This window comes from Haloplanus aerogenes (assembly GCF_003856835.1).
In the GTDB taxonomy this organism is placed as follows: Archaea; Halobacteriota; Halobacteria; order Halobacteriales; family Haloferacaceae; genus Haloplanus; species Haloplanus aerogenes.
Genome location: NZ_CP034145.1, coordinates 1,074,768 through 1,101,084, shown reverse-complemented (window position 1 = coordinate 1,101,084; position 26,317 = coordinate 1,074,768). Strand labels below are relative to the sequence as shown.

Here is a 26,317-nt window from a genome sequence, read left to right as displayed (position 1 = left end):
CCGGCGGCCGAAAACGATCACTTACTGGTCCGGAGTGAGAGTAGTTAACGCTTCGGGTCGCGGCGGAATCGGCAGTGTGTGCTCCCGTCGACGCCGCAGTCTATCGATGCTCTTGCCGGTCGTGTGCAGTCGCGATCGTCGTGAACGTATCGTAATCGGTTTAGCGAGTGGGATGAAATCCCCGGTCGGATATGACTGTCACCATCGTCGGATCCCAGCTCGGCGACGAGGGCAAAGGGGCCCTCGTCGACCTGTGGGGTGGGAACGCCGACATCGTGGTCCGGTACCAGGGCGGGGACAACGCCGGCCACACCGTCGTCGAGGGCGGCGAGGAGTACAAGCTCTCCTTGGTGCCGAGTGGCGCCATCCGCGACAAGGTGGGCATACTCGGCAACGGCTGTGTGGTCAACCCGCGAACGCTGTTCGACGAACTCGACACGCTCCGCGAGCGGGGACTCGACCCCGACGTGCGCGTCGCACGACGCGCGCACGTGATCATGCCGTACCACCGCGTCCTCGACGGCATCGAGGAGGAAGCCAAGAGCGACGACGATCTGGAAGCCGGCACGACGGGCCGCGGTATCGGCCCGACCTACGAGGACAAGGTCGGCCGCCGCGGGATTCGTGTCGGCGACCTGCTCGACCCCGACGTGCTCCGGGACCGACTGGAGTACGTCGTCCCGCAGAAGCGCGCGGTGGTCGAAGACGTGTTCGGCATGGAGACCGGTGAGGAGTTCGACATCGACGCCCTCCACGAGGAGTTCGCGGCCGTCGGTCGCCGGCTCGACGAGGAAGGCATGACCGTCAACGCGGGCGACTTCCTCGGAAACGAACTCGACGACGGCGCGAACCTGCTGTTCGAGGGGGCGCAGGGTACCTCCATCGACATCGACCACGGCATCTACCCCTACGTCACCTCCTCCAACCCCACCGCCGGCGGCGCGTCGACGGGGACGGGCGTCGGCCCGACGGTGATCGGACAGGGTGAGGTGGTCGGCATCGTGAAGGCCTACCTCTCCCGTGTCGGCACCGGCCCGCTTCCGACCGAACTCGACGGCGAGGACGAGGATCTGGCCGACTACATCCGCGAGAAGGGCGGCGAGTTCGGGACCGTCACCGGCCGCCCCCGGCGGATCGGATGGCTCGACGTACCGATGCTCCGCCACGCGGCCCGGGCGAGCGGCTTCACCGGCATCGCCGTCAACCACCTCGACGTGCTCGCGGGACTGGACGAGGTGAAGGTCGGCGACGCCTACGACCTCGACGGCGAGCGTCTGGAGACGATGCCCGCGACGACCGAGCGCTGGGCGGACTGCGAGCCGATCCTGAAGGAGTTCGAACCGTGGCCGGAAGTCGACTGGGCGGGCGTCGCCGACGAGGGGTACGACGCCCTGCCCGACGCCGCGCGCACGTATCTCGACTACCTGAGCGACGAGGTTGGCGCCCCCATCTACGCCGTCGGCGTCGGTCCCGACCGCGCCGAGACGATCGAACTCGTCGATCCGTTCGAGCAGAACGGATAACTCGTCATCGGGGCAACGGTTTTAGCCCCCGCTCGTCCACGTACACGCATGGTGACCACGACCGAGCGGGACGGCATGACGTGGTACGAGTGTGAGATCTGTGGAATGCTCTTCGATTCCAAAGAGGACGCCAAACAACACGAGGACAACTGCGACGACGACAGCGCCGATCCGTCGTATCTGCAGTAGCTACTTCTCGACCAGTTCGTAGGACTGTTCGCCCCAGTCGTCTTCGACGAAGACGAACACGCGGCCGCGTGCGACATCGAGGTCGGCCTGAATCCGACACCGCATCCCGTCCGGCGTGGCGACGGTGACGCCCGGGAAAATCTCCTCGGCCTCGCCACCGTCGAGAACGATTCGCCCCACGCCGGTCGACTCCAGAATGTCGTCGTGGGTCTTGCGGTCGTTGACGTACATCATCACGCCTTCGGTCCCCTCGGGGTTGGTCACGAGGACGTGGACCTCCTTGCCCGGCGCGGTGGTGAGCGTCTCCTCGGCTTTCTGGGGGACGCCCCGATACAGCGTCGTCCGCCCGTCCAGATACTCGACCTGCACGCCCTCCTCCAGCAACTCGACCGGGAGCGTACTCGGCGCCACGTCGCTGCGAATGCTCATACCGATAGTATCGGCCGCCGCGGCAAAAACGTCGCGTCACGCGTCGGTCGCGGCGCGTTTGGATACCATTATATGGGCGTCGTGCTTTCCATCCAGCGTGTCCGTCTCACATCCCGCCTGGCGCACCGCCGCCGCCACCGGTATCGCGTATCTCGTGGCGCTGCTCGCGCTGTTCGTCCTGCTCTTTATCGGACCGTACGTCCTCTTCGGCGTCTAAAAAAGCGCTCGCCTACGCGAACGCGCGGGATGCAGTGTCGTCGGTCGATTCGGCGCGGATCTTCTCCCACGCCGAGACGAAGTCGTCCATGTAGATCTCGGTGCGGTCGTCGCGGATGGCGAACATCCCGGCCTCGGTGCAGATGGCCTTGATGTCGGCGCCGGAGGCGTCGTCGGCCATGTCGGCCAGTTCCTCGAAGTCCACGTCGTCGTTGACGTTCATGTCGCGGGTGTGGATCTTGAAGATGATCTCACGCCCTGCCTCGTCGGGCTTGGGCACCTCGATGAGGCGGTCGAACCGGCCCGGGCGGAGGATCGCGGGATCGAGCATGTCGAAGCGGTTGGTCGCCGCGATGATGCGGATGTCGCCGCGCTCCTCGAAGCCGTCCATCTCGGAGAGGAGTTGCATCATCGTCCGCTGGACCTCGGCGTCGCCGGAGGTCTTCGAATCCGTCCGCTTCGACGCGATGGCGTCGATTTCGTCGATGAAGAGGACGGCGGGCTCGTTCTCGCGGGCCACCTCGAAGAGGTCGCGGACGAGTTTCGCGCCCTCCCCGATGAACTTGTGGACGAGTTCGGAGCCGGCCATCTTGATGAAGGTGGCGTCGGTCTGGTTGGCGACGGCCTTCGCGAGCATCGTCTTCCCGGTCCCCGGCGGGCCGTGGAGGAGGACGCCCGACGGCGGTTCGATACCGACCTGTTCGAACATCTCGGGGCGGTCGAGCGGCATCTCGACCGTCTCGCGCACCTCCTGCATCTGTTGTTCGAGGCCGCCGATGTCCTCGTAGCTCACGTCGGGACTGTGGTCGACCTGCATCACGCGGGCCCGCACGTCCGTCTCCTTGTCGAGGCGCTTGACGATAGAGAGGGAGTTGTTCACCGCGACGCGGGAGTCGGGTTCGAGTTCCGACCGCATCTCGTCGGTGACTTCGGTCAGCGCCTCCTGGTTGTTGCCGTGCTGTTTGATGATGACGCCCTCGTCGTTCACTTCCTGCACCGTCGCGACGAACAGGGGCGACTGCTTGAGCTTCTTGTTCTCGTGAGTCAGTCGTTCGAGCTTCTGCTGGTACTTGTTGTTTTCAGCGTTCGCGTCCAGCAGCTTGTCGCGCATCTCCTCGTTCTGTCCCTCCAAGACATCGAGCCGCTCGCGGAGGGCCTCGATTTTTTCCTGCTGCGACGCCGCCTCCTCGTCGTACGGGAGGTCGACATCGTCCACAGTGTCGGTCATTACCCGGTTTAAGGCGCTGATTCATAAGAGACTTCGGGTAGACACGGTGTTCGCCGTGACCACGTGCCACACGACGATAACCAGTGTGCATCAAGCTCGATAACAAATATTATTATCCTGTATGCCCGACGGTGAGGTAGGATGAGTACGACCGAGGCAGTTCCCCGTGACGCGGGATCGGATCGGTGGGCCGACGTGCGCGACCTTCCGCCGAGTGCGAAACTCGTCGCGAAGGTTCTCGACTACAACGAGACGCTGAGCCAGAGCCAGTTGGCCGAGGAGACGCTCCTGCCGCCGCGGACGGTCCGGTACGCGCTGACGCGGCTTGAAGACGAAGACGTGGTCGAATCCCGCTTCTCCTTCTCCGACGCGCGCAAGCGCCTCTACTCGCTGAAGATTTAAGGCCGGGCGGGCGGCCACCCCGTCCCGTGACCGACGCCGACGTTCGCGCGGCGCTCCGCGCCCTCGCCACCGACGAACAGCCCGCCGCTTCCCCGGCCGACTACGACGCCATCGACGAGGCGACGAGGGCCCTCGACGACGTGCGCGACGCCGCCACCTTCGTCGACGGCGGTGGGCTTTCGCGTCTCCGCCGGGCAATCGAACGCGCCGACCGCCGCGGCGACCGGGCGGCCGCTCGTCGGGGGCGTGACGCCCTCGCGACCATCGAGCGGTGCCGACGGGCCGCGGTTGACCACTTTTAGGGGTATCGTAACTGTCCATAGATGCTCGCCGAACCGTCCCGGCGAGCATCTGTGATGACTTCCGATACTCCCTATTTCACTCCGGTCGCGGAACGGTTTTGAGTGGTGACAATCAAGGCTCGGCACGATGACACGGGTGATACACACCGGCGACACCCACGTCGGGTATCGGCAGTACCACTCGCCGGAACGCCGGCAGGACTTCCTCGACGCGTTCGAGGCCGTCGTCGACGACGCCGTCGAGCAACGCTCGACGGGCAGTCGGACGGAGTCCGACGACGCTGTCGACGCACTCGTCCACGCCGGCGACCTCTTTCACGACCGTCGCCCCGACCTCCCCGACCTGCTGGGCGTTCTCTCCGCCCTCCGCCGTCTCGACGCCGCCGACGTGCCCTTCCTCGCCATCGTCGGCAACCACGAGGCGACGCGGGGGAGCCAGTGGCTCGACCTCTTCGAGAACCTCGGGCTGGCGACCCGACTCGGCGCCGAACCGACGGTCGTCGGCGACACGGCCTTCTACGGGCTGGATCACGTGCCCCGTTCCCGGCGCGACGACCTCGACTACGACTTCGCCTCGCCGCCCGACGACGTAGGTGCGACCGCGCTCGTCGCTCACGGGCTCTTCACTCCCTTCGCCCACGCCGACTGGGACACCGAAGAACTGCTCGACGCCGCTAGCGTCGACTTCGATGCGGTGTTGCTCGGCGACAACCACGTCCCCGACACGGCGCAGGTCGAGGGCACGTGGGTAACCTACTGCGGATCGACCGAACGCGCGAGCGCGGACGAACGCGACGCGCGCGGCTACAACCTCGTCGAGTTCGGCCCCGATGCGAGCGGCGACGCCACGGTCGACATCCGACGCCGGTCGCTCGACACCCGCCCCTTCGCCTTCGTCGACGTGGAGCTGGCCGAGGGCGAGGGTGTCGAACGGGTCCGCGAGCGCGTGCGCGAACACGACCTCTCGGACGCCGTCGCGGTGGTGACGATCACCGGCGACGGCGACCCCGTCACGCCTGCGGCGATCGAGGACGCGGCCGTCGAGGCGGGCGCCCTCCTCGCCCGCGTCACCGACCACCGCGCGGTCGGCGGCGACACGGTCGACGACGTTCCTGCTGTCGATTTCGCCGATCCCGACGCGGCCGTCCGCGAGCGCGTCCGCGAGATGGATCTCTCCTCGCTCGGCCGCCGGCTGGACGAGACGGTCCGCGACGACGCGGTGGCCGATTCGAACGTCCGCGAGCGGGTCGCGTCGGCCGTCGGCGACGCGGTGGCCGACGACGCGCTCGACGGTCTGTCGACGGTGGACGGCGGCGACGCCGAGGATAGCGACGACGCCGACAAGCAGTCCGTCGACGACGGGCGGGCCACGGACACGGAGCCCGAGACGGACGTGGAGGCGGACACGGACGCCGACGAACAGGTCTCCATGGAGGACTACCTGTGAAGTTCGACCGCATCCGCCTGCGGAACTTTCGCCCGTACGCGGACGCCGACCTCGATCTGCGTGACGGCGTGACCGTCATCCACGGCCTCAACGGGAGCGGGAAGTCGTCGCTGCTGGAGGCGTGTTTCTTCGCGCTCTACGGTTCGAAGGCGCTGGAGGGCACCCTCGACGACGTGATCACGAACGGCACCGAGGAAGCCGAGATCGACCTCCACTTCACCCACGCGGACGCGTCGTACCACGTCCACCGCCGTCTCCGCGCGTCGGGCGAGCGGACGACGACCGCCGACTGCACGCTGGAGGGGCCGGACGCGACGGTCGAGGGCGCACGCGACGTGCGGGCGTTCGTCGTCGACCTGCTCCGGATGGACGCGGAGGCGTTCGTCAACTGTGCGTACGTCCGGCAGGGCGAGGTGAACCAGTTGATCAACGCCTCGCCGTCCCAGCGACAGGACGTGATCGACGACCTCCTCCAGTTGGGTCGACTGGAGGAGTACCGCGACCGGGCAGGCGAGGCGCGACTCGGCGTCGAGGACGTGCGCACCGAGAAGCGGGGCGAACTCCGGAAGGTAGAGTCACAGATCGAGGCGAAAGAGGAGCGAAATCTCTACGGCGCGCTCGACGACCTCGAATCGACGCTCGCCGACATCGACGCGAAGATCGACCACTACGAGGACCAGCGCGAGAAGGCCGAACGGACGAAAGACGAGGCCGAGTCGGTGCTGGAGGAGTACGAGGAGAAACGCGCCGACCTCGACTCGATCGAAGCGGACATCGAGGAGCTGGAGGCGGCGATCCGGGAGGCCGAATCCGAGCGCGAGGCGTTACAGGAGCGGATCGGCGAGGCGCGCGACCGGATCGCGGAGTTAGAGACGGAGGTCGAGGACCGCCTCGACGCGGCGGGACTGGACGCGGCGACCGAGGCGGCCGTCGAGGCCCGCCGTGCCGAACTGGACGAGCGCGAGGAACGGCTCCGCGAGGAGCGAACCGAGTCGAACGCGTCCGCGACGGGCCTCCGCAACCAAGCGACCAACCTCGCCGAGAAGGCCGACGACCTCGCCAACCGCGCCGACCGAAGGGACTCGCGGGCCGAGGAACTCCGGGCCGAGGCCGACGAGGCCGAAGCGGTGGCCGAGGAACACGAGGAAGCCCTCGCCGAGTTGGCCGAGGAAGCCGCCGATCTGGCCGCTCGCTTCGACGACGCCCCCGTCGACCGCGGCGAGGCCGCGGATCGGCTGGCTGACCTGCGTGACCGCCGGGGCGAGGCCGGCGAGCGCGCCGCGGAACTGGAGGCCAAACTGGAGTCAGCACGGGAGCGCGTCGCCGAGGCGGAGGAGTTGCTGGCGGCCGGCAAATGTCCCGAGTGCGGTCAGCCGGTCGACGACGCACCCCACGCCGACCCCGAGGACCACCGCGAGCGAGTGTCGGAACTGGAGGCCGACCTGACCGACGCCCGCGAGACGGTCGCGGATCTCGACGACCGGATCGAAACGCTCGACGCGCTGGTCGAGGTGGAGGACCGGCTGGCCGACATCGAGAGCGAGCGGAATCGGCTAGAAGAGCGCGTGACGGCGAAACGCGAGACGGCCGCGGAGAAACGCGATGAAGCCGATGAGCGGGCGTCGGAGGCCGACGACCTGCGCGAGCAGGCGAGCGAGACGCGCGAGGTGGCGGCTGCAAAACGGGAGGAAGCCGAGGAAGCCGAGGCACGGGTCGAGGAGCTGACCGCCGACCTAGAGGCGCTCGCCGAGACGCGGGAGCGCGTCGACGCGGTCGCGGAGCGCCTCGACCGGATCGCCGACCTCGAAGACGAGATCGAGCGCCGCCGCGAACAGGCCGCGAGCATCGCGGAGACGAACGACGAGCGCCGGGAACGGCTGGCGGAGAAGCGCGAGCGCCGGGACGACCTCCGCGACGCCGTCGACGAGGACGCCATCGAGACGGCCCGCGAGCGGAAGACAGACGCCGAGGAGTATCTGGAGAACGTCGACGCGGAACTCGACGCGCTCGCCGAGAAGCGCGACGAGGTGCAGACGAAGATCGGCGGCGTTCGGAGCGAAATCGAATCGCTGGAGTCACTGCGGGCAGAGCGTGACGACCTCGCGGAGCGGGTCGACGCGCTCGACTCCCTCCACGAGGAGGCCGAACGCCTCGAGGCGATGTACGGCGACCTGCGCGCGGAACTCCGCCAGCGCAACGTCGAGACGCTCGAACGCCTCCTGAACGAGACGTTCGACCTCGTCTACGGCAACGACGCCTACGCCCACCTCCGTCTCGACGGCGACTACGAACTCTCGGTCGTCCAGAAAGACGGGAGCGAACTCGATCCGACGCAACTCTCGGGCGGCGAGCGCGCCCTGTTCAACCTCAGCCTGCGGTGTGCGATCTACCGCCTGCTGGCCGAGGGGATCGACGGATCGGCACCGATGCCGCCGCTCATCCTCGACGAGCCCACCGTCTTCCTCGATTCGGGCCACGTCTCCCGGCTGGTCGATCTGGTCGCAGAGATGCGTGATCTGGGCGTGGCACAGATCGTCATCGTCAGCCACGACGAGGAACTCGTCGGCGCAGCGGACGACCTCGTGCGCGTCGAGAAGAACCCGCGGACGAATCGCTCGACGGTGTCGCGGTCGGAGCCGTCGGCCGTCACGGGGATCGAGGCGGCGGCCGACGCGGGGGCCGGCGCCGGCGAATCCGACTAGTTACGCCGACCGCAGGCGTGCGATGGCGTCCTGCGTCGTCTCGGTCGCCTCGTACCCACGCTCGCCGGCCACGCGCGTCTCGTCGATCAGGCCGGCCGCCCGGAACTCCGCCAGCAGGCCGTGGAGGTCGCTCTCGCAGAGGTCGTAGGCGTCGAGGAGCGTCCGCACGCCGACGGGGCCACGATCCACGAGTTCCACGAGGAGGCCGAGGGCTCGGTCGTTGGGCGTCGCGGTGAGGACCCGCCGGACCGACGCGGGCACGGCGCCGGCGGCCGTCGACAGCGCCGCCGCCTCGTCGTCGACGGTGAGGTCGGCGTTCGCCAGGTACTGTTCGCTCCCAGTGTCGGGGTCGCGGACGAGACTCGACTCCGCCGACCGCTTCACGAGCAGGTAGCGTTCGCCCTCGTCGTCCCGAACGGTTCGCATGGTCGAGGGGAGGTGTGCGGAGGGGTTAAACTGTCGGCTGTGGCTGTGTCGGCGTACGGCTGACAGTATCAGGCGTTCCGTTCGGCGGTGTCGGTCGCGTCGTCGTCTTCGCCGTCCACGTGCCGGTCCTGAAACGCGCGGTAGTGGTGGTACACCCGGAGGCCAGCGACGGCGCCGAGGGCGATGGCGGCGCCGCCCCACAGCCACTGGCCGCGGAAGTAAACGAGCATCGGACCGAGTGAGAGACCGAAGAGGGCGATGTTGGCGAGGACGACGCTCCGCCAGAACGTCTCCAGAATCTCGGGATCGACGTCTTCCTCGTCGATATCGGGCGTCAGATCACGTGGCAGGTCACGCTCGGGATCGTCCCAGCGCGACTCCGGGTTCGGCTCCTCGGGTTCGTCCGGCCACGGGTCGAACACGCTCGGGGAGAGCGAACGAAGCGAGAAAAGGGTTCGGTTGGCAGCTTACGCGAGTTCGCGAATCGGCACCGCAGCCGAGGATTCCACCCACGCGAGCGGGTTCTCCGCGTCATAGAGTACGGTCCCGTCTTCGACTTCGTACGCTTCGACGGTGTCGATACCGTCGTGATCCGGACGCCGAGCGTCCGCACTGTCCCACCGGCCTGCATCGACGTGGTCGGACATCGTCACGCCCTGTGGTATGAAATGACATGGTATATGTCTTGTTGTCGTGACAGTGTTTCGGAGACACGGTGCGAGTCACGCCGAGTCGGTCGGCGGGTCGAGTGGCTGGGTTTTTACCGGGGAGTGCCGAAGGGAGCGGCATGACTCAGACCGAACTCACCGGGTCTTGGGATACGGAAGACTCCGAGAGACCCGACGCTGAGGCGGTCGCCGTCGCGGGCGACGCCGCACAGTCCGTCAGCGAGGTGATCGACGCGGCGGAACTGAAGTTCCCCGACCCCGACGGCACCGTCGACCTCGCGGTCACGCAGGTCGACTACACCGTCGAAGGGCAGGGAAGCGACGAGTACCCCGTCGTTCACCTCTTCGGCCGGACGCCCGACGGCACGGCCGAACACGTCCGCGTACTGGGTTTCGAGCCGTACTTCTACGCGCCGACGGCGAGTCTCGACGACGACGACCTCGACCGCGACGTGATCACGCGAACGGAACCGGGCTACGAGAGCATCCGTGGTGAAGAGCTAACGAAGATTTGCACGCAGACGCCCCGCGACGTGGGACAGATTCGCGACGAGTTCGACCACTTCGAGGCGGACATCCTCTTTCCCAACCGCCTGCTGATCGACAAGGACATCGGCAGCGGCGTGCGCGTCCCCGTGCGGCGACTGGAGAGCGGGTCGATTCAGATCCCTCACAGCGAGATTGAAGCCGTCGAGGTGCCGACCGACCTCCGCGTCAACACCTTCGACATCGAGGTCGACGACCGCTCGGGCTTCCCCGAGGAGGGCGAGGAGCCCATCATCTGTCTCACCAGTCACGACTCCCGCCGCGACGAGTACGTCGTGTGGCTGTACGAGGCGCCCGAGGGTGACGGGACGACGCCCGACGGCCTCGACGACTACGAGGGTCTCGACGAGGTGGACGCGGACGTGCGTGCGTTCGACTCCGAGGCCGCGATGCTCGACGCCTTCCTGACGTACATCGAGCGGACCGACCCCGACGTACTCACGGGGTGGAACTTCGAGGACTTCGACGCGCCGTACTTCATCGACCGTCTCGAAGTCCTCGGGAAGCGTCCGGACGTGGACCGGAACCTGAACCCCGACCGTCTCTCGCGCGTCGGCGAGGTGTGGCGGAGCGACTGGGGCGGCCCGACGATCAAGGGCCGGGTCGTCTTCGATCTGCTCTACGCGTACAAGCGCACGCAGTTCACGGAACTGGAGTCCTACCGCCTCGACGCGGTCGGCGAACAGGAACTCGGCGCGGGGAAGGAACGCTACACCGGCGACATCGGCGACCTGTGGGAGCAGGACCCCGAACGCCTGCTGGAGTACAATCTCCGCGACGTGGAACTCTGTGTCGAACTCGACCGCAAGCGCGACATCATCTCCTTCTGGGACGAGGTGCGGACGTTCGTCGGCTGTAAGTTAGAGGACGCCCCGACGCCCGGCGACGCCGTCGACGTGTACGTCCTCCACAAGGTCCACGGGGAGTTCGCGCTCCCTTCGAAGGGCCGTGCCGACGCCGAGGACTACGAGGGTGGGGCGGTGTTCGATCCGATCACGGGAATCAAAGAGAACGTGAGCGTCCTCGACCTGAAGTGTTTCAGCGGAGATACGGACGTGGTGACGCCGGAAGGCGAGAAGAATATAACCGAGTTGGAGGTGGGCGATCCGGTCTATACGCTGAATCCGGACACGTTCGAGTGCGAGATCAAGCCAGTCGAGGAGACTCATCAGTACGAGAACCGGTTCGGTGAACTTCACCACCTCTCGGGCAACACGCACGACCTGAAGATCACGGAGAATCACCGGCTCCTCTACTCGAAAGAGCGGGGATGGGACGATCAGACGCCCGCGGATTTCCAGTTCGACGAGTACCGGTCCATCCCGGAGTACGAGCGGTTCGCGTTTCCGCAACACCAGCCGATGTCCGGTCGGTCGCCAGAGACGTTCGACCTGATCGACGAGGTGGATGACGGGAACGTCGTCGTCTACTTCGACGACGATCTCCGGTCGTTCCAAGCGTCGATGCCAGACGCGGTCACGGATGCGTTAGACCTCGTCCACGGATCGTCGGCCGCGATGGGTCTCCAGCGAGCCGTAGGCAAGTATCTGATCCCGGTCGAGGTGTATCGAACCCACCGCGCCGTTATCGACGAGTACGCGGACGAGGTGTTCCTCAAGTACGGAACCCAGCACCGTGAGACGCCGCTATCTTTCGAGATGACCGACTGGCTGGCCTTCCTCGGCTGGTTCGTCACCGAGGGAAGTGTCGACCGCGCCGGGAACCGGATCACGATCCATCAGGACGGAGAGAAAGAGCGGGAGGCCATCCGGAGCCTGCTCGACCGAATGGGTATCAACTACAACGCGGACGACCGCGGCGTCAATATCTCGAACCGATATCTCCGGACGTGGCTCGTCGACAACTGTGGCGACGGCTACGCCGACAAGCGCCTCCCCGACTGGGTGTTCGGCCTCGATGGCGAGCTCCTGGAAATTCTCCTCGACACGATGATCCGCGGCGACGGGAGCCGTACCGAGTCCGGGCTGGGCAAGTTCTGGACGAAAAGTGACGACCTCAAGGACGGCTTCGTGGACATCGCCATCCGCTGTGGTCACAAGCCGACCGTGTCGAAGCAGTCCGACGGCACGTGGTACGTGTCGGCAGGGAAGCGTGGCTCGTTCAAGAAGTCGACGAACGCGACGGTCGAGGAGCACGATGGCGACGTGTACTGTGTGACGGCTGCGGACAACCACGTCATCTTGGCCGGCCGCAACGGCAACTATCAGTGGGTCGGCCAGTCCCTCTACCCCATGTGCATGGTGACGATCAACGCGTCGCCGGAGACGAAAGTCGACCCCACCGACTACGACGGCGACACGTATCACGCCCCCAACGGCACCCACTTCCGGAAGGAACCGGACGGCGTCATCCGGGAGATGGTCGACGAGTTGCTGGAGGAACGGGAGGAGAAGAAGGCGGAGCGAAACGACCACGACCCGGGGAGTGAGGGTTACGAGCAGTACGACCGGGAACAGCAGGCGGTGAAGGTCATCATGAACTGCTTCACGCCGGATACCGACGTGCTCACGCCGGACGGCGTCCGGAACATCCGTGACCTCGCTGTCGGCGACGAGGTGTACTCGCTCGACCCCGAGACGCTGCGGATGGAGGTCAAGCCGGTGACCGAGACGCACGCGTATCCGGACTACCGGGGCGAACTCGTCGACATCGAGACGAGCAAGGTCGACTTCAGCGTCACGCCGAACCACCGGATGCTCGTCCGGAAGGACGACACGAACGGCGAGTCGTGGGACGAGTTCGAGTTCGTCGAGGCCGGAGACCTGAACGAGTCGTCACACTACGAACTGCCGCACGGCTGGGACGGGCCTGACGGTGAGCGACTGGAGGCGGTCGATCTGACGGACCTCCTCGACGGCGAGTACGAGGTGTGGGCAAACAACGACGTCCACGGGCACACGCTGGCCGCCGAAGTCGGCTACTACCCGGATAAGGTGGTGAAAAACGATATCGGCGAGACGGGCTACGTCTTCTCGGCCGCCGAGTTCGAGGAGCATCGCGAGTACCTCGACGACCACTGCTCCGAGTTCTACGTCCACGCCGAACGGGGCCGGAAGTGGATTCCGCGCTTCTACGATGGCGACGACTTCCTCGATCTACTGGCGTGGTACATCACCGAAGGGTCGGTGTACACGTCCGAAGACGAGCAGTACGGCGAGAAGTTCCGTGGCTCGGCCACGACGATCCAACTCGCACAGGAAGCGATTGCCGACGGCGGCGAGGGCGACGACCACGCCGCCATCGGTGACTTGCTGGATCGACTGGGCGTCGACTACTACGTCGACGACCGATGCTATCAGTTCACCTCGCAACTGCTCGGACGCTGGCTCGAAGATATCTGTGGCGAGAACAGCTTCGAGAAACGGATTCCCGAACTCGTCTTCGAGGCCAGCCGCGCCCAGAAGGAGCGCTTCCTCGACACGCTGATCGCGGGCAACGGCGACCGGCAGGTGAACAGTTGGCGCTACTCCACGTCGAGCGACCGATTGCGTGACGACGTACTCCGGCTCTGTGCCCACCTCGGCCTGACGGCCAGCTACAATCAGGATAGTGGCTCGTGGCGCATCTACTGCACCGAAGACGCCAAGAACAGTTTCCGGATGCACCGCTCCGGCGGCCGAAGCACCGCCAACGACGGCGCGTACTGCGTCACCGTCGACGACAACAACACGCTCCTCGCGGGCCGCAACGGAAAATTCCAGTTCGTCGGGCAATCGCTTTATGGTGTACTGGGATGGGACCGCTTCCGCCTCTACGACCGGGAGATGGGGGCGGCCGTCACGGCGACGGGGCGTGATGTGATCGAGTATACGGAGTCGGCGGCTGACGAGATTGGCCACGAAGTCGTCTACGGCGATAGCGTCACTGGCGACCGGCCTGTCGTCGCTCGTGACCCCGATGGGCGGATGCGGATCGCTTCCATCGAAGCGCTCTTCGAATACGCGAAGTCGAGCGCGGGATCGGTGGTGTTGATCACCACTGACGGCGGCTCCGCCGCATCTACGTCCGCGGGGAAAGACAGACGCCAACTCGACGGTTGGGACGCTCTCTCGTTGAACGCCGATGGCGAGCCAGAGTGGCAACCCATCACTCAGGTAATTCGTCACAAGACGGACAAGCCTGTCGTCAACGTCCAGCACAAGTTCGGGGAATCGACGACGACACGCGACCATTCCTTCATCGTTGAGGACGACGGGGAGTTCGTCGAAGCTTCGCCGGAGGCGTTGGACGAACCGCTCCGTATCCCCGGTGTTCCGTCGCTCGACACCATCGACTCTATCGACGTGTACGAGGTGTTGCAGGGTTACACTCGTGAATACGAGGATGGACGAAGCGTCGGCAGTGAGAACGCCGAACGGAAAGTGAAGCGAGTCCACGCAAACGATGAGTACGTCTGGTTCGGACACGAACACCACGGCGCGCTGGATTCGACGATCAAAGTACAGCGCCACATCGACTTCGATTCCGAGGACGGAGCAGCACTCGTTCGGCTGCTCGCAGCATACGTGACCGAAGGGAGTGCGTCCACTGCCGAAACGGCTTCCGGAAAGTTCGGCGCGAGCATTGCCGAATCACGCCGTGACTGGCTCGCCGGACTCAAATCGGACTACGAACGACTCTTCGAGGACGCGACGGTCAGCATCACTGCCTCCGACAGTAACGACGAGCGTACGATCAGAGACGGTGACACCGAGATTAATTACGACGATCGGACGCTGAAACTCCAGATGATGAACGAACTCTCGGCAGTGTTCTTCCGAGAGTTCGCTGGGCAGATCTCACGTGGAAAACGCATTCCGTGGTTCGTCTTCCACTTGCCCGACGAGCTACAGGCGAGCTTCGTCGAGATTCTCGTCGAGGGTGACGGCTCTCGCGAGTTCCCGCGATATTCCGAAGAGTACGCTGAACGGAACTTCGACTACGAGACGACGAGTCGAGAACTCTCCGCCGGGTTGTCCATGCTGCTCACGCAGCGAGACCGGAAACACTCGCTCAAATATCGAGACAGCAAAGGAAGCTACACTATCCGGACGTGTGACTTCTATCGATCCGGACGCGACCCGGTGGTCAATGAAACGTCACACGACGGCTACGTGTACGACCTCAGCGTCGCGAAGAACCAGAACTTTGTCGACGCAGTCGGTGGTATCGTCCTTCACAACACCGACTCGGTGATGCTCGAACTCGGACCAGACATCGACACCGAGGACGCCATCGAACAGTCCTTGGACATCGAGGAACACATCAACGACTCCTACGACGAGTTCGCCCTCGAAGAACTCAACGCCCACCACCACCGCTTCCAGATCGAGTTCGAGAAGCTCTACCGTCGGTTCTTCCAGGCGGGCAAGAAGAAGCGCTACGCGGGCCACATCGTCTGGAAGGAGGGCAAACACGTCGACGACATCGACATCACAGGCTTCGAGTACAAGCGTTCGGACATCGCGCCGATCACGAAGGAAGTCCAGCGTCAGGTGATCGAGATGATCGTCACCGGCGACGACGTGGACGACATCGAGGAGTACGTCCACGACGTGATCGAGGACTTCGAGGCGGGGAACGTCGACCTCGACGACGTCGGGATTCCGGGCGGCATCGGTAAGCGCCTCGGCGCGTACGACACGGACACGGCGCAGGTCCGGGGGGCGAAGTACGCCAACCATCTCCTCGGTACCAACTTCCAGCGCGGGAGCAAGCCCAAGCGACTGTATCTGAAGAAGGTCCATCCCGAGTTCTTCCGGCGGCTGGAAGACGAGGAAGGGTTCGATCCACAGGCCGATTCCCTCTACGCCGCGTTCAAGCGCGACCCGGACGTGATCTGTTTCGAGTACGCGGATCAGGTGCCGGACGCGTTCGAGATCGACTGGGACAAGATGCTGGAGAAGACACTCAAAGGCCCCATCGAGCGGATCATCGAGGCGCTTGGCCTCTCGTGGGACGAAGTGAAAAGCGGCCAGCGCCAGACCGGACTCGGTCAGTTCTGAAACTCGATTTCTCCTTCCAGAAATAATAGTTCCCGAACAGAGAACTCGAAGGGGGAGAATGCGTAAGCATTATGCGTCTTACACCCCAGCTTCACGGTAGGGTTATGGCAACACTACAGATTAATAATCTTCACGCGAAAGTCGCAGAAGAGGGCGGCGAAACCATCCTTCGCGGCGTCGACCTGGAGGTCAAGTCGGGCGAGATTCACGCCCTGATGGGACCGAACGGCTCCGGTAAGTCCACGACCGCGAAGGTGATCGCCGGCCATCCGGCCTACGAGGTCACCGACGGGGAGATCACGCTCGTCCTCGACGACGAGGACGTGGCGGACATCGACGAGGACGTACCCCCGGAGAAACGCGAGTGGGATCTGCTCGATCTCGAACCCAACGAGCGCGCGGCGCTCGGTATCTTCCTCGGGTTCCAGTATCCGGCGGAGATCGAGGGTGTCACCATGACGAACTTCCTCCGGCAGGCGCTCAACGCCAAGGCGGAGGAACGAGAGGAACTGTTCGAGGACGAGGACGAAGCCGAAGCCGAAGAGGAGGAGGACTCCGGCTACGACACTTCCCCGATGGAAGGTAACGTCGACGACGGCGAGATCGGCGTCGCCGAGTTCCAGCAGCTGCTGAAAGAGAAGATGGAACTGCTGGACATGGACGAGAAGTTCGCCCAGCGCTACCTCAACGCCGGCTTCTCCGGCGGCGAGAAAAAGCAGAACGAAGTCCTTCAGGCCGCCATCCTCGAGCCCGCCATCGCGGTGCTCGACGAGATCGACTCCGGGCTGGACATCGACCGCCTGCAAGACGTCTCCGAGGGGATCAACGCCCTCCGCGACGAGCAGGGTACGGGCGTCCTCCAGATCACACACTACCAGCGCATCCTCGACTACGTCGAGCCGGACCACGTTCACGTCATGATCGACGGCGAAATCGCACAGAGCGGCGGTGCCGACCTGGCGAAGAAGCTCGAGGACGAGGGCTACGACTGGGTCCGCGAGCAGGTCTACGAGACAGCGTAATACGGCTGCAGCCACAACACCAACTCATGAGCTCAGATCAAGATCACCTCAAAGAGACCGACACCGAAGCCCGCTTCGAGTTCAAGAAGGAGGAACGGTCCTCCTTCCAGGCCGAGAAGGGCCTCACCGAGGAGACGATTCGCGTCATCTCGGAAGACAAGGGCGAACCCGAGTGGATGCTGAAGCGACGCCTCCGCGCGCTCGAACAGTTCCAGAAGATGCCGATGCCGACGGACTGGCCCGGCCAGCCCGACCTCTCCGAGGTCGACGTCAACGAAATCATCCCGTACATCCGACCCGACGTGGAGACACGGGAGAGCGTCGACGACTGGACGGACCTGCCCGACGACATCAAGGACACCTTCGACAAACTGGGGATTCCGGAAGCCGAGAAGAACGCCCTCTCGGGCGTCGGCGCCCAGTACGAGTCCGAAGTCGTCTACCAGAACATGCAGGAGCAGTGGGAGGAGAAAGGCGTCATCTTCTGTAACATGGACGAGGCGGTCCGGGAACACGAGGACCTGGTCCGCGAGCACTTCATGACGAAGTGCGTGCCGCCGAGCGACAACAAGTTCGCGGCGCTCCACGGCGCCATCTGGTCCGGCGGGTCCTTCGTCTACGTCCCCGAGGACACCGTCGTCGAGATGCCCGTGCAGGCGTACTTCCGCATGAACTCCGAGGGGATGGGCCAGTTCGAGCACACGCTCATCATCGCCGAGGAGAACTCCGAAGTCCACTACATCGAGGGCTGCAGTGCGCCCAAATACTCCGCGTTCAACCTCCACTCCGGCGGCGTCGAGGTGTTCGTCGGCGAAGGTGCCCACGTCCAGTACTCCACCGTGCAGAACTGGTCGAAAAACACCTACAACCTGAACACGAAGCGGGCGCTCGTCGAGGCCGACGGGCGCATGGAGTGGATTTCCGGCTCCATGGGATCGAAGGCGACGATGCTCTACCCGGCCTCGATCCTCAAGGGTCGCGGCGCCTCCGACAACCACATCACCATCGCCTTCGCGGGCGAGGGGCAGAACATCGACACCGGGGCGAAGGTCTACCACAACGCCCCGAACACGAAGTCGACCATCGAGTCCAAGAGTATCTCGAAAGACGGCGGCCGCACCAACTACCGCGGCCTCGTCCACATCGCTGACGGCGCGGCCAACTCCTCGACCTCTGTCGAGTGTGACGCGCTGATGTTCGACAACGAGTCCACGTCGGACACGATGCCGTACATGGAGATCAACGAGTCGACGGTCGACGTGGCTCACGAGGCAACGGTGGGTAAAATCGGCGACGAGGACGTGTTCTACCTCCAGAGCCGTGGCCTCGACGACGACGACGCCAAGCAGATGATCGTCTCCGGCTTCATCGAGCCGATCACGGAGGAACTGCCCATCGAGTACGCGGTCGAACTCAACCGTCTCGTCGAACTCGAGATGGAGGGGAGTCTCGGATAATCATGAGCACGCAGGTACCAGCCGACATTTCGGAAGCGACCGTCCACGAGATCGCCAACCGCCGCGACGAGCCGGACTGGCTCCGCGAGACGCGGCTCAAGGCACTCAAGGCGATGGACGATCTGGCGATGCCCGACGTCATCCAGACGCCGGGGCGCCGGTGGACGAACCTCGACCAGCTCGATTTCGACGAGCTGGCCGATCCGCTGAATCAGGAAGACGTGACCGAGCGCGTCACGGACGAGGGCGTCGAGATGCTCTCGTTCACCGAAGCGGTGGACGAGCACCCCAAACTGATGGAGGCCAAATTCGGCTCCGTCATCGATCCCGAGATGAACTACCTCACCGCCCTGTCGGTGGCGCTGTTCACGACGGGCACGTTCATCTACGTCCCCGAGGGCGTCGACGCCGAGGACGTGAAGATCCGGACCGAGATGAACTCCCGCTCCCTGTTCAGTCACACGCTCGTCGTCACCGAGGACTCGTCGTCGGTGACGATCCTCGAACGGATCGACTCGGGTGAGACCGAGGTCGAGGGCGAGCGCTACTACAGCAACCTCGTCGAAGTCGACGCCGGCGAGGACAGCTACGTCCAGTACGGCGCGCTCCAGACGCTGGACGAGGACACGTACAACGTGACGATGAAGCGCGGTGACGCCAGTGTTTACTCGACGGTCAACTGGATCGAGGGCAACATCGGTTCGCGGCTCACCCGCTCTGACATCGAGACGGAGCTCAACGGCGACAGCTCCGAGACGCAGATCGTCGGCGCCTTCTTCGGCCACAACGACCAGCACTTCGACGTGAACGCGCGGGTCTGGCACCAAGCCGAGCACACGACGGCCGACCTCGTCACTCGTGGCGTCCTCGACGACACGGCACGCTCCGTCTACGAGGGCGTGCAGGACGTGGGTCGCGAGGCGTGGGACACCAGTTCCTACCAGCGCGAGAACACGCTCATGCTGAGCGACGACAGCGAGGCCGACGCCTCGCCGAAGCTCATCATCAACAACCACGACACCGAGGCCTCCCACTCCGCGACGGTCGGCCAGGTCGACCGCGAGGATCTGTTCTACCTCACCTCGCGGACGATCCCCGAGCAGGACGCCCGGAACATGCTCGTGGAGGGCTTCTTCGTGCCCGTCCTCGAAGAGATCGAGGTCGACGAACTGCGCGAGGATCTCGAAGCGCGGATTTCGGCCCGGTTGCGGGAGTAACCCGCCGAGGGAACGCCTTAAGTTCCCCTCACCCCGATTACGCGTATGCTCGTCCCGGCCACACGCATCGACCGGAGGTGCCCGTCACCATGAGCGTCAGCCATCGGGTCGGCTCCGACCACCAGCTCGCGCGACTCCTCCAGATCGGTATCGTGCTGGAGGAGGTCGTCGAGGCGCGGGCCCACCATCACTACCAGTCGCTCGATGCCAGTGACCTCGATCCGGAGATCGAAGCACTGTTGGCCGACGCCGCGGAGGAGTCGGCCACCCACCGGGAGCGACTGGAGGCGCTGATCGCCGACCTCGACGCGGAGTCGATCCCGTTCGAGGACATCGAGACGCTCGTCGAAGCGCAGTACGCGAAGACGAAACCCGAGGACTTCGACGGCGTGCTCTACGATCAGCTCTGCAACGAGGAGACGGCGTACAAGTTCTACGACGACCTCGTGTCGGCCATCGAGGCCAGCGACGCGCGGTTCTCGATCGACCGTGAGCGACTGCTCGACGAGTTGCGGTCGATCCGCGAGGAGGAAGCCGAGGGCGTCGAAGAAGTGACGAAGGTTATGGAGACACGGGAATGAACACGGCAGACCAGTACCTCAAAGCGATTTATCTGATTCAGGAGATGGAGGACGGCCCGGCGTCGACTGGCGCGCTCGCGGACATGCTCGACGTGAGCCCGGCGAGCGCCAACGAGATGATCGGCAAACTCGAGGCCCGCGACCTCGCGGACCACGAGAAGTACAAGGGGGTCCGCCTCACCGACGAGGGCATCCGCCGTGCCCGCGATGCGCTCCAGACGTACTGCATCATCGAGCGCTTCCTCGCGAACGTCCTCGACGTGGAGGACTTCCGGGGCGAGGCGCGGGAACTGGAAGCCGTCATCGACGACACGGTGGCCGAACGCCTCGACACGATCATCAACCGGAATCCGAACTGCCCGGACTGCTTCGACGCCGAAACCGACGCCTGTCGGGAACTCGAAGTGGAGTGCGAGAAGCCGGCCGATTAAGACGGCTGGATTTATACGGGACGGCCGCCGAAACGGGAGTGAAGTCCCGTGGTGTAGCGGCCAATCATCTGGGCCTTTGGAGCCCAGGACGGCGGTTCGAATCCGCCCGGGACTATCCTGCGACGAACGAACGTGAGGAGCGGATAGTCCTCGCGGATTCGAAGCAGGGAGTGGAGCAACGCGGAACGACCGCGGTTCGAATCCGCCCGGGACTACTCACGAATCTCGTATAGTCCCACGTGAATCAGCCCAATCTGGGCCGCCAGCGATTCGGGAGAGCGCGGGCCCTGTCGACGACACGCTGTTTACTGGTCCGACGGGTGCACCGCGCCTCCATCGCTGGTGGTGGGAGGTGTGACGGTCTACGTCGACACCGCGCCACACGAGTGGAGGGGGTGTCGGTGAGACGATACCGCGAGCGGAACAGTCGATAACGACGCAAATACTCGCTCGATCTTTTAGATTGGGATCGTGAGACAGATGTTCTCGACTTCGGGTGCCAACGAGATGACCTGCGCTTTTCGCTGTAGTTCCCGTCGACGTTTCTTGATCCGCTCCTCCAGCTTCGAGAGCCGATCCCGCTGTCGCCGGATCGCGATATCCATGTCGGACCCTGCATCTGCTTTCCGCTCGTAATCCGCGATGAACGTCTCGATCCGTTCGCGTTCGGCTTCCGCGTAGGTCTCGAGATCGTCGAGTTCTTGTTGCGTCTCCTCTCTACGACGCTCTCGGAGTTTGTCGCGTCGTGATTCGACACGCTGACTCACGTATCGGTCGGCTGACGAACGCATCTCGCCCCGGTGTTCGAGGAGCGTACGTACACGGTCCCCATCCGGAGAGCCTTTGATCGTGTCTCCCTCGATGATTCGTTGGCCGAGGCGCTGCTGAGGGTCACGATGCGCCGCATCGACGAATACGGGGAGTATCTCCTCTCGAATGACTTCCCCTGTCCCGTCCTCGAATCTGATGCGGTAGTTGTAGGTGATTCCCGGCTCGTCGACGAACGGGAGCAGCTTGAGACCCACCGCACCCTGCTCGCTATCGAGTACCCGCTGCATCAGTTCTTGGACTAGGTCTGCATCGGGGGAGATATACTCGATACCGTCGTGGTCCATCGCGAACTCGCGGTTGAAGGTGAACGGTCCGTATAGCTCACCGTCCCGCGAGCGTCGAAGCGACTCGGGCAACTCAGCGCGGAAGAGGTTGTTTCCGACCTTTTCGACGTCCCCACCGAGCGCGGAGATACCCAGCTCGAAGAACTGCCGGATGTCGGCTTCACTCCCATAGACGTCCGCGGACTGATCCATCACCTCCTGAATCTTCCGGCGGCTCTCCTCGTCGAACGTGCTGGTGTCGATGAGACTCCGTTCGTACCACTCCGCGAGCGTCTGCTGTCGCTCGTCGATTAGCTCTTCGAGTTCCTCCTTGGTTGCACTCGCTGGCTCGTCGTTCCGGATGGACTCCATGATGAGCGAATCGACGTTGATGTCGTCGAGCATCCCCAGCACGTCGGCAGTGTTCCCCAGTTGGCCGCGGATGGTCTCGACCTTCTCCTGGAGCAGCTCGAACACCTCGCTCTCGCGGGTGTCCTCGAACGAGAAGTTCCACACTTTGACCTCCTTCTCCTGGCCGTAGCGGTGGAGGCGACCGATGCGCTGTTCGAGGCGGTTCGGGTTCCACGGCAGTTCGTAGTTGACCATGATGTGGCAGCTGTGCTGGAGGTCGATCCCCTCGCTGGCTGCGTCGGTCGCGAAGAGCAGACGGGACTGCCCGTGGTTGAACTCGTCCTCGATGCGAGCGCGGTCTTCCTTGTCGACCCCGCCGTGGATGACGAGGATCTCGTCGGCCCACGGCTCGTCCTTCACGAGTTCGAGGATGTAGTCGAGCGTATCGCGGTACTCCGTGAACAGCAGCACCTTTTCGTTGGGCTGTTCTTCGAGCAATTGCTGGATGTACCGTCGGACCTTCTGGGCCTTCGAATCGACAGGGATGCCCTCTGCGAGCGAGACGAGGTCCCTGAGCGTCTCGATCTCCTCTTCGAGTTGGGCGTCGCTCTCGGTGATCGTGAGCCCTGCGAGCTCTTCCTCGGCCTTCTGCTGATCCTGCTCGTCGAGGTCCTCTCCCTCGAGATAGGCCGAGGCCTCCTCGGAGAGAGACGTCGACGAAGACTGTTGATCGACGAGATTCGCGAGTCGGCGGCTGAGCGTCGCCTTGATCGCTCCGATACTGCTGACGAGACGCTTCTGCATCAGCGCCATCGCGAAGCCCACGGCAGGCTCGTTGAGCTGTTCAGAGCGGTTGTAGACGTGCTTGACGTAGTCCGTGACCGCACGGTAGAACTGGCGCTCTTCGTGGGTCATCTCGACCGGGATGGTCCCGACCTCCCGATTCGGGAAGATCCGCTCGCCGTCGTCGTCGTAGATGGTCTGTTTCCCACGGCGCATCATCACCCGGTCGACCGCCTCCTTCGAGAGGTCCTGATCCTCGGCGACGAGGAAGGGGTCGATGTACTCGACGAGCGAGCGGAACGCCTCGCCCTTGCCGTCGTGTGGCGTCGCACTCAGCAGGAGGAGCGAGTCGGAGTTGTCGGCGACGCGCTCGACCATCTTCGACGTCTTGCTCGGAGACTCGCCACGCTTGGCCGCCTTGTGTGCCTCGTCGACGACCACAACGTCCCAGAACGCGTCGTCGAGTTCCTCGCGGAACTCTTCCTGTCGAAGGAACGCCATGCTCGTGACCAGCTGCTGGTGGTCCTGATCCCAGATGTTGGCTTCCTCGCCGAGACGGCGGCGTTCGCCCTCCACCCATTGCCGATCAGCGGGAGTGAGGTCGATGTCGAAGAAGCGGTCCATGTCGCGAATCCACTTCTTCTGGAGGTGTGCGGGCACGACGAACAGGACGCGATCGGCTCGGTTGCGTGCGGTGAGTTCTTTGAGAACGAGCCCTGCCTCGATGGTTTTGCCCAGCCCGACGTCGTCGGCGATGAGCGCTCGCTGTCGGAGCTTCTGCATCACCCAGTTGACGCAGGCGAGTTGGTACGGTTCGAGGCGGACCAGTGAATTCGAGATGGAGAGCAGTTGTCCCTGCTCGTGGGCGATCTGGAGCTGGAGTGCCTGTGACCGGAGATCGAACCACTCTGCAGAGACGGACTCGTGGTCAGGATGCAGCTGGGTTGCTGTCGTCGGTTCGAGCGCACCGAGTTGGTCCTGCTTCCGCTCTATCTCCACGTCGTCGATACAGACGGTCTTGACGCCGACGTCCTCGACGTAGGCCCGCAGGTACTCGAGGTTGCCGACGGAGTACGTCTTGATGACCTCGGCGGGGTTGTCGTTGAGGAGAATCGTGGCTCCGGGGGCGAGGTCGTTCATAGGTGGTTACTCCTGCGTGATCGTGACGAAGTTCAGCACGAACTCCTGCGGGAGGACGCCACCGTGGTAGAACCGTGCGTCAGGAAGGCCCTGATTGCGGAATCGCTGGATCGGATCGGCGAGGATACTGACCCTGGCATCGTCGTCGAGGTAACCCAGATGGGTGTCCTCGTCGAGTAAGACCCCTGGTGCATCGTCGTCGAGATCCTTCCCTGCGACCCATCGACGGGTCACTTTCTGCGCTCCGTCCGGCGGGTGGAGGTCGTCGATGTCGACGTGCCTCGGGAGCGAGACGAAGCCGTGGTCGGAGAGGATGTACGCACGGTCCCACTCGCCCTTCCGCAGCTTCTCACAGATGATGCGAGAGATGGCGTCGATCCGGTCGCTGAACAGCTCCTCGAAATTCGTCAGCTCCTTCTCGCCGGTCTCGTCGATATCGTTCCAGTAGTAGGCGACGCGGGTGTTGCTCCAGCCCACCTCGTCGTCTTCGTCTTTCATAATGTAGCTCCAGCCGTCGTTCTCGAGGAGCGTCTGCCGACGGTAGTTGGTGATCTTCTTTCCATTGCGTTCGGGGATCAACTCTCCGTCCTCGAAGTCGATGTTGAAGCTGAACTTGCTGCCGGGCGTGAGCGCAGCCTTCCCGAACTCGGTGTCGGACGGGAGCGTGCCCACCCAGGTGCTCTCCTCGACTTCGAGCCGAGGAATCTCGCGCCGGATTGACTCCGCGAGTTCGTGTGCGAGGTCGAACCGCAACGCGTCGACGATGAACAGCGCGACGCTCTGGCCGCTCTGGAGGTGTTCCTGCTCCTCGGCGAAGAACTGGTGGGCGTGGTTCTCGCCGACGAACGGCGATCCGGCGTCGATCTGGTCGACGACGAGGTCGCCGAGATCGGTGAGATACTCGAGGTACTTCGACTCCACCAGCGAGGTCCGGAGGTCATCGAGCGTGACCGTCGCTGGATGCTCTTCGGGGAGTTGCTTCTCGGGGGCGCCCGAGACGACGAGGTTGAACACCGCGTTGTCGATCTGCCAGGTCCCGTCGTCGACGTCGCCGTAGAGGTCGACGACGTCGTTCGTGTCGCCGCGCTCTTCCCAGGTCTGGAGCTCGTTCGCGAGCGTCGCCACGTCGATCGCCTGCTCCCAGACGTGCGTCCACGGGACGTCACCGTACGTCGATTCGAGCCGTTCGTGACGCTGCTTCGCGTTGGTGACGCACGTCTCGTAGTCGCCGCCGTCGAACGACTGGGTCCACTCGTCCCAGAGCCGGTGTTCGAGCGACGCGTCGACGGGGCAGTCGACGAGTTCCCACGGATCCTCGTAGGTGCGGAGGACGTCGTGCCAGAAGCGCTGATTCGGGTCGAGATAGACGTTCGCCAGCGCCGCTTTCCGTTCGGTCTTGCTCAACACCGACCGGAGTTCGGGTCTGGAGATTCCGAATCCAGCGTTCGGGTCGGGCTGGTACGCCTGCGGGAGCAGGGACGTGTCGAGTCCTTCGTCGACGAGCCACTCGGCGACCGCCCAGCGGCGTGTGTGTTCGACGATGGTGCGAGCGTCGGACTCGCCCTCGACGGCCATGACGCCCTCGTCGACCAGCAGGTCACGGATCTGTAGCAGATCGTCACCCTCCGGGAGGTTCCGCGTGCCGTGTTCGAGGACGAACTGCACGGGATCGTCGTGACCATCGAGGACGATCTTCGTCTGGAGGCCCTGGAGCGATGGGAGTCCACCCTCGCCGTCGAGTTCCTCGTAGAGCGTCTGGGCGACCTTTTCACGGTCCTCGGCGTCCTCGTAGGCGGTGCGGATCGTCGCCGCCTGGAGTGGGTCGTTCTCGAAGCAGCGTGCAGCGAGCTTGCCGATATGCTGCTCGACCACCCCACCGGTGTGTTCGACGTCCTTGAACCAGTCCACGTCGTCGCTGCTGGGCTGGGAGACGTACCAGACGGTTCGGTCGCGTGGGGCGTCCCCACGGAGTTCTAACGGGGTCTGCTCGGCCGCACGGAACGCACAGCCGAGTTCGGTACTCGCGCCTTCGACGATGTCTCGGAGGAAGCCGCCGTCGTCCCACCAGAGGATGACGGGGTCCTCGTCGGCCGCGTCGTCGATTGCGCTCTCGATGGCGTCGTGGGCGCACTGTGGGAGAGTCTTGGTTGCTGGCATG

19 protein-coding genes and 1 tRNA gene are annotated in these 26,317 nt (G+C 64.4%); 13 read left to right on the top strand and 7 right to left on the bottom strand.

Going from position 1 to position 26,317, the window contains the following annotated elements:
- The first annotated feature begins 191 nt into the window (after positions 1-191).
- On the top strand, positions 192-1,523 hold the full coding sequence (locus DU502_RS05560; RefSeq protein WP_121920967.1) for an adenylosuccinate synthase: 1,332 nt from the start codon (positions 192-194) through the stop codon (positions 1,521-1,523).
- Positions 1,524-1,571: 48 nt separating this feature from the next.
- The gene (locus DU502_RS18165; protein WP_166033640.1) at positions 1,572-1,712 is read left to right on the top strand and encodes a DUF7128 family protein; all 141 of its coding nucleotides are present in this window, start codon (positions 1,572-1,574) and stop codon (positions 1,710-1,712) included.
- On the opposite strand, the gene DU502_RS05555 is transcribed toward DU502_RS18165, so the two are convergent.
- Both DU502_RS05555 and pan1 read right to left on the bottom strand, forming a co-directional pair.
- The gene (locus tag DU502_RS05555) at positions 1,713-2,141 is read right to left on the bottom strand and encodes a DUF5796 family protein (protein WP_121920968.1); all 429 of its coding nucleotides are present in this window, start codon (positions 2,139-2,141) and stop codon (positions 1,713-1,715) included.
- 229 nt (positions 2,142-2,370) lie between these two features.
- Positions 2,371-3,585, bottom strand: coding sequence for a proteasome-activating nucleotidase Pan1 (gene pan1, locus DU502_RS05550; RefSeq protein WP_121920970.1), 1,215 nt, complete (start codon positions 3,583-3,585; stop codon positions 2,371-2,373).
- Positions 3,586-3,726: 141 nt separating this feature from the next.
- Here pan1 and DU502_RS05545 point away from each other — a divergent pair, with 141 nt between their 5' ends.
- The 4 genes from DU502_RS05545 to rad50 all read left to right on the top strand — a co-directional run bounded on the left by DU502_RS05545 (position 3,727) and on the right by rad50 (position 8,438).
- Complete coding sequence (locus tag DU502_RS05545; RefSeq protein WP_121920971.1) at positions 3,727-3,987, top strand: MarR family transcriptional regulator; 261 nt, start codon at positions 3,727-3,729, stop codon at positions 3,985-3,987.
- A gap of 26 nt (positions 3,988-4,013) precedes the next feature.
- Entirely contained in the window at positions 4,014-4,289 is a 276-nt protein-coding gene (locus DU502_RS05540; protein ID WP_121920972.1) for a hypothetical protein, read from the top strand.
- A gap of 127 nt (positions 4,290-4,416) precedes the next feature.
- Positions 4,417-5,736 (top strand): DNA double-strand break repair protein Mre11, encoded by a 1,320-nt coding sequence (gene mre11 / locus DU502_RS05535; protein ID WP_199722727.1) that lies wholly within the window; start codon positions 4,417-4,419, stop codon positions 5,734-5,736.
- On the top strand, positions 5,733-8,438 hold the full coding sequence (gene rad50 / locus DU502_RS05530; protein WP_121920973.1) for a DNA double-strand break repair ATPase Rad50: 2,706 nt from the start codon (positions 5,733-5,735) through the stop codon (positions 8,436-8,438). The genes mre11 and rad50 overlap by 4 nt, the downstream gene beginning before the upstream one ends.
- Here the strand turns inward: rad50 and DU502_RS05525 are convergent, their stop codons facing one another.
- The 3 genes from DU502_RS05525 to DU502_RS05515 all read right to left on the bottom strand — a co-directional run bounded on the left by DU502_RS05525 (position 8,439) and on the right by DU502_RS05515 (position 9,511).
- A complete protein-coding gene (locus DU502_RS05525; protein ID WP_121920974.1) occupies positions 8,439-8,864 on the bottom strand; it encodes a DUF7346 family protein in 426 nt (141 codons plus the stop codon).
- A 68-nt stretch (positions 8,865-8,932) separates the two neighbouring features.
- Entirely contained in the window at positions 8,933-9,286 is a 354-nt protein-coding gene (locus DU502_RS05520) for a DUF7322 domain-containing protein (protein ID WP_121920975.1), read from the bottom strand.
- Between the two features lie 45 nt (positions 9,287-9,331).
- Positions 9,332-9,511, bottom strand: coding sequence for a DUF7331 family protein (locus tag DU502_RS05515; RefSeq protein ID WP_121920976.1), 180 nt, complete (start codon positions 9,509-9,511; stop codon positions 9,332-9,334).
- Between the two features lie 140 nt (positions 9,512-9,651).
- Here DU502_RS05515 and DU502_RS05510 point away from each other — a divergent pair, with 140 nt between their 5' ends.
- The 7 genes from DU502_RS05510 (at position 9,652) to DU502_RS05480 (ending at position 20,906) form a co-directional block, all read left to right on the top strand.
- Positions 9,652-16,083 carry a DNA polymerase domain-containing protein gene (locus tag DU502_RS05510; protein WP_121920977.1) on the top strand — a complete coding sequence of 2,144 codons (6,432 nt, stop codon included), beginning with the start codon at positions 9,652-9,654 and terminating at the stop codon, positions 16,081-16,083.
- Between the two features lie 104 nt (positions 16,084-16,187).
- Positions 16,188-17,105 carry an ABC transporter ATP-binding protein gene (locus DU502_RS05505; protein ID WP_121920978.1) on the top strand — a complete coding sequence of 306 codons (918 nt, stop codon included), beginning with the start codon at positions 16,188-16,190 and terminating at the stop codon, positions 17,103-17,105.
- 26 nt (positions 17,106-17,131) lie between these two features.
- Positions 17,132-18,562 (top strand): Fe-S cluster assembly protein SufB, encoded by a 1,431-nt coding sequence (gene sufB, locus DU502_RS05500; protein ID WP_121920979.1) that lies wholly within the window; start codon positions 17,132-17,134, stop codon positions 18,560-18,562.
- 2 nt (positions 18,563-18,564) lie between these two features.
- Positions 18,565-19,779, top strand: a complete 1,215-nt coding sequence (sufD, locus tag DU502_RS05495) for a Fe-S cluster assembly protein SufD (RefSeq protein WP_121920980.1) — start codon at positions 18,565-18,567, stop codon at positions 19,777-19,779.
- Between the two features lie 89 nt (positions 19,780-19,868).
- Positions 19,869-20,360: a ferritin-like domain-containing protein gene (locus tag DU502_RS05490; protein ID WP_121921028.1), complete on the top strand. Its 492-nt coding sequence runs from the start codon at positions 19,869-19,871 to the stop codon at positions 20,358-20,360.
- Complete coding sequence (locus DU502_RS05485) at positions 20,357-20,791, top strand: metal-dependent transcriptional regulator (protein WP_121920981.1); 435 nt, start codon at positions 20,357-20,359, stop codon at positions 20,789-20,791. The genes DU502_RS05490 and DU502_RS05485 overlap by 4 nt, the downstream gene beginning before the upstream one ends.
- A 42-nt stretch (positions 20,792-20,833) precedes the next feature.
- Positions 20,834-20,906: transfer RNA gene (locus tag DU502_RS05480), tRNA-Gln, on the top strand.
- A gap of 343 nt (positions 20,907-21,249) precedes the next feature.
- On the opposite strand, the gene DU502_RS05475 is transcribed toward DU502_RS05480, so the two are convergent.
- A complete protein-coding gene (locus DU502_RS05475; protein WP_121920982.1) occupies positions 21,250-24,159 on the bottom strand; it encodes a helicase-related protein in 2,910 nt (969 codons plus the stop codon).
- Between the two features lie 6 nt (positions 24,160-24,165).
- Positions 24,166-26,316: a BREX-5 system phosphatase PglZ gene (gene pglZ / locus DU502_RS05470; RefSeq protein ID WP_121920983.1), complete on the bottom strand. Its 2,151-nt coding sequence runs from the start codon at positions 26,314-26,316 to the stop codon at positions 24,166-24,168.
- Between the last annotated feature and the right edge of the window lies 1 nt (position 26,317).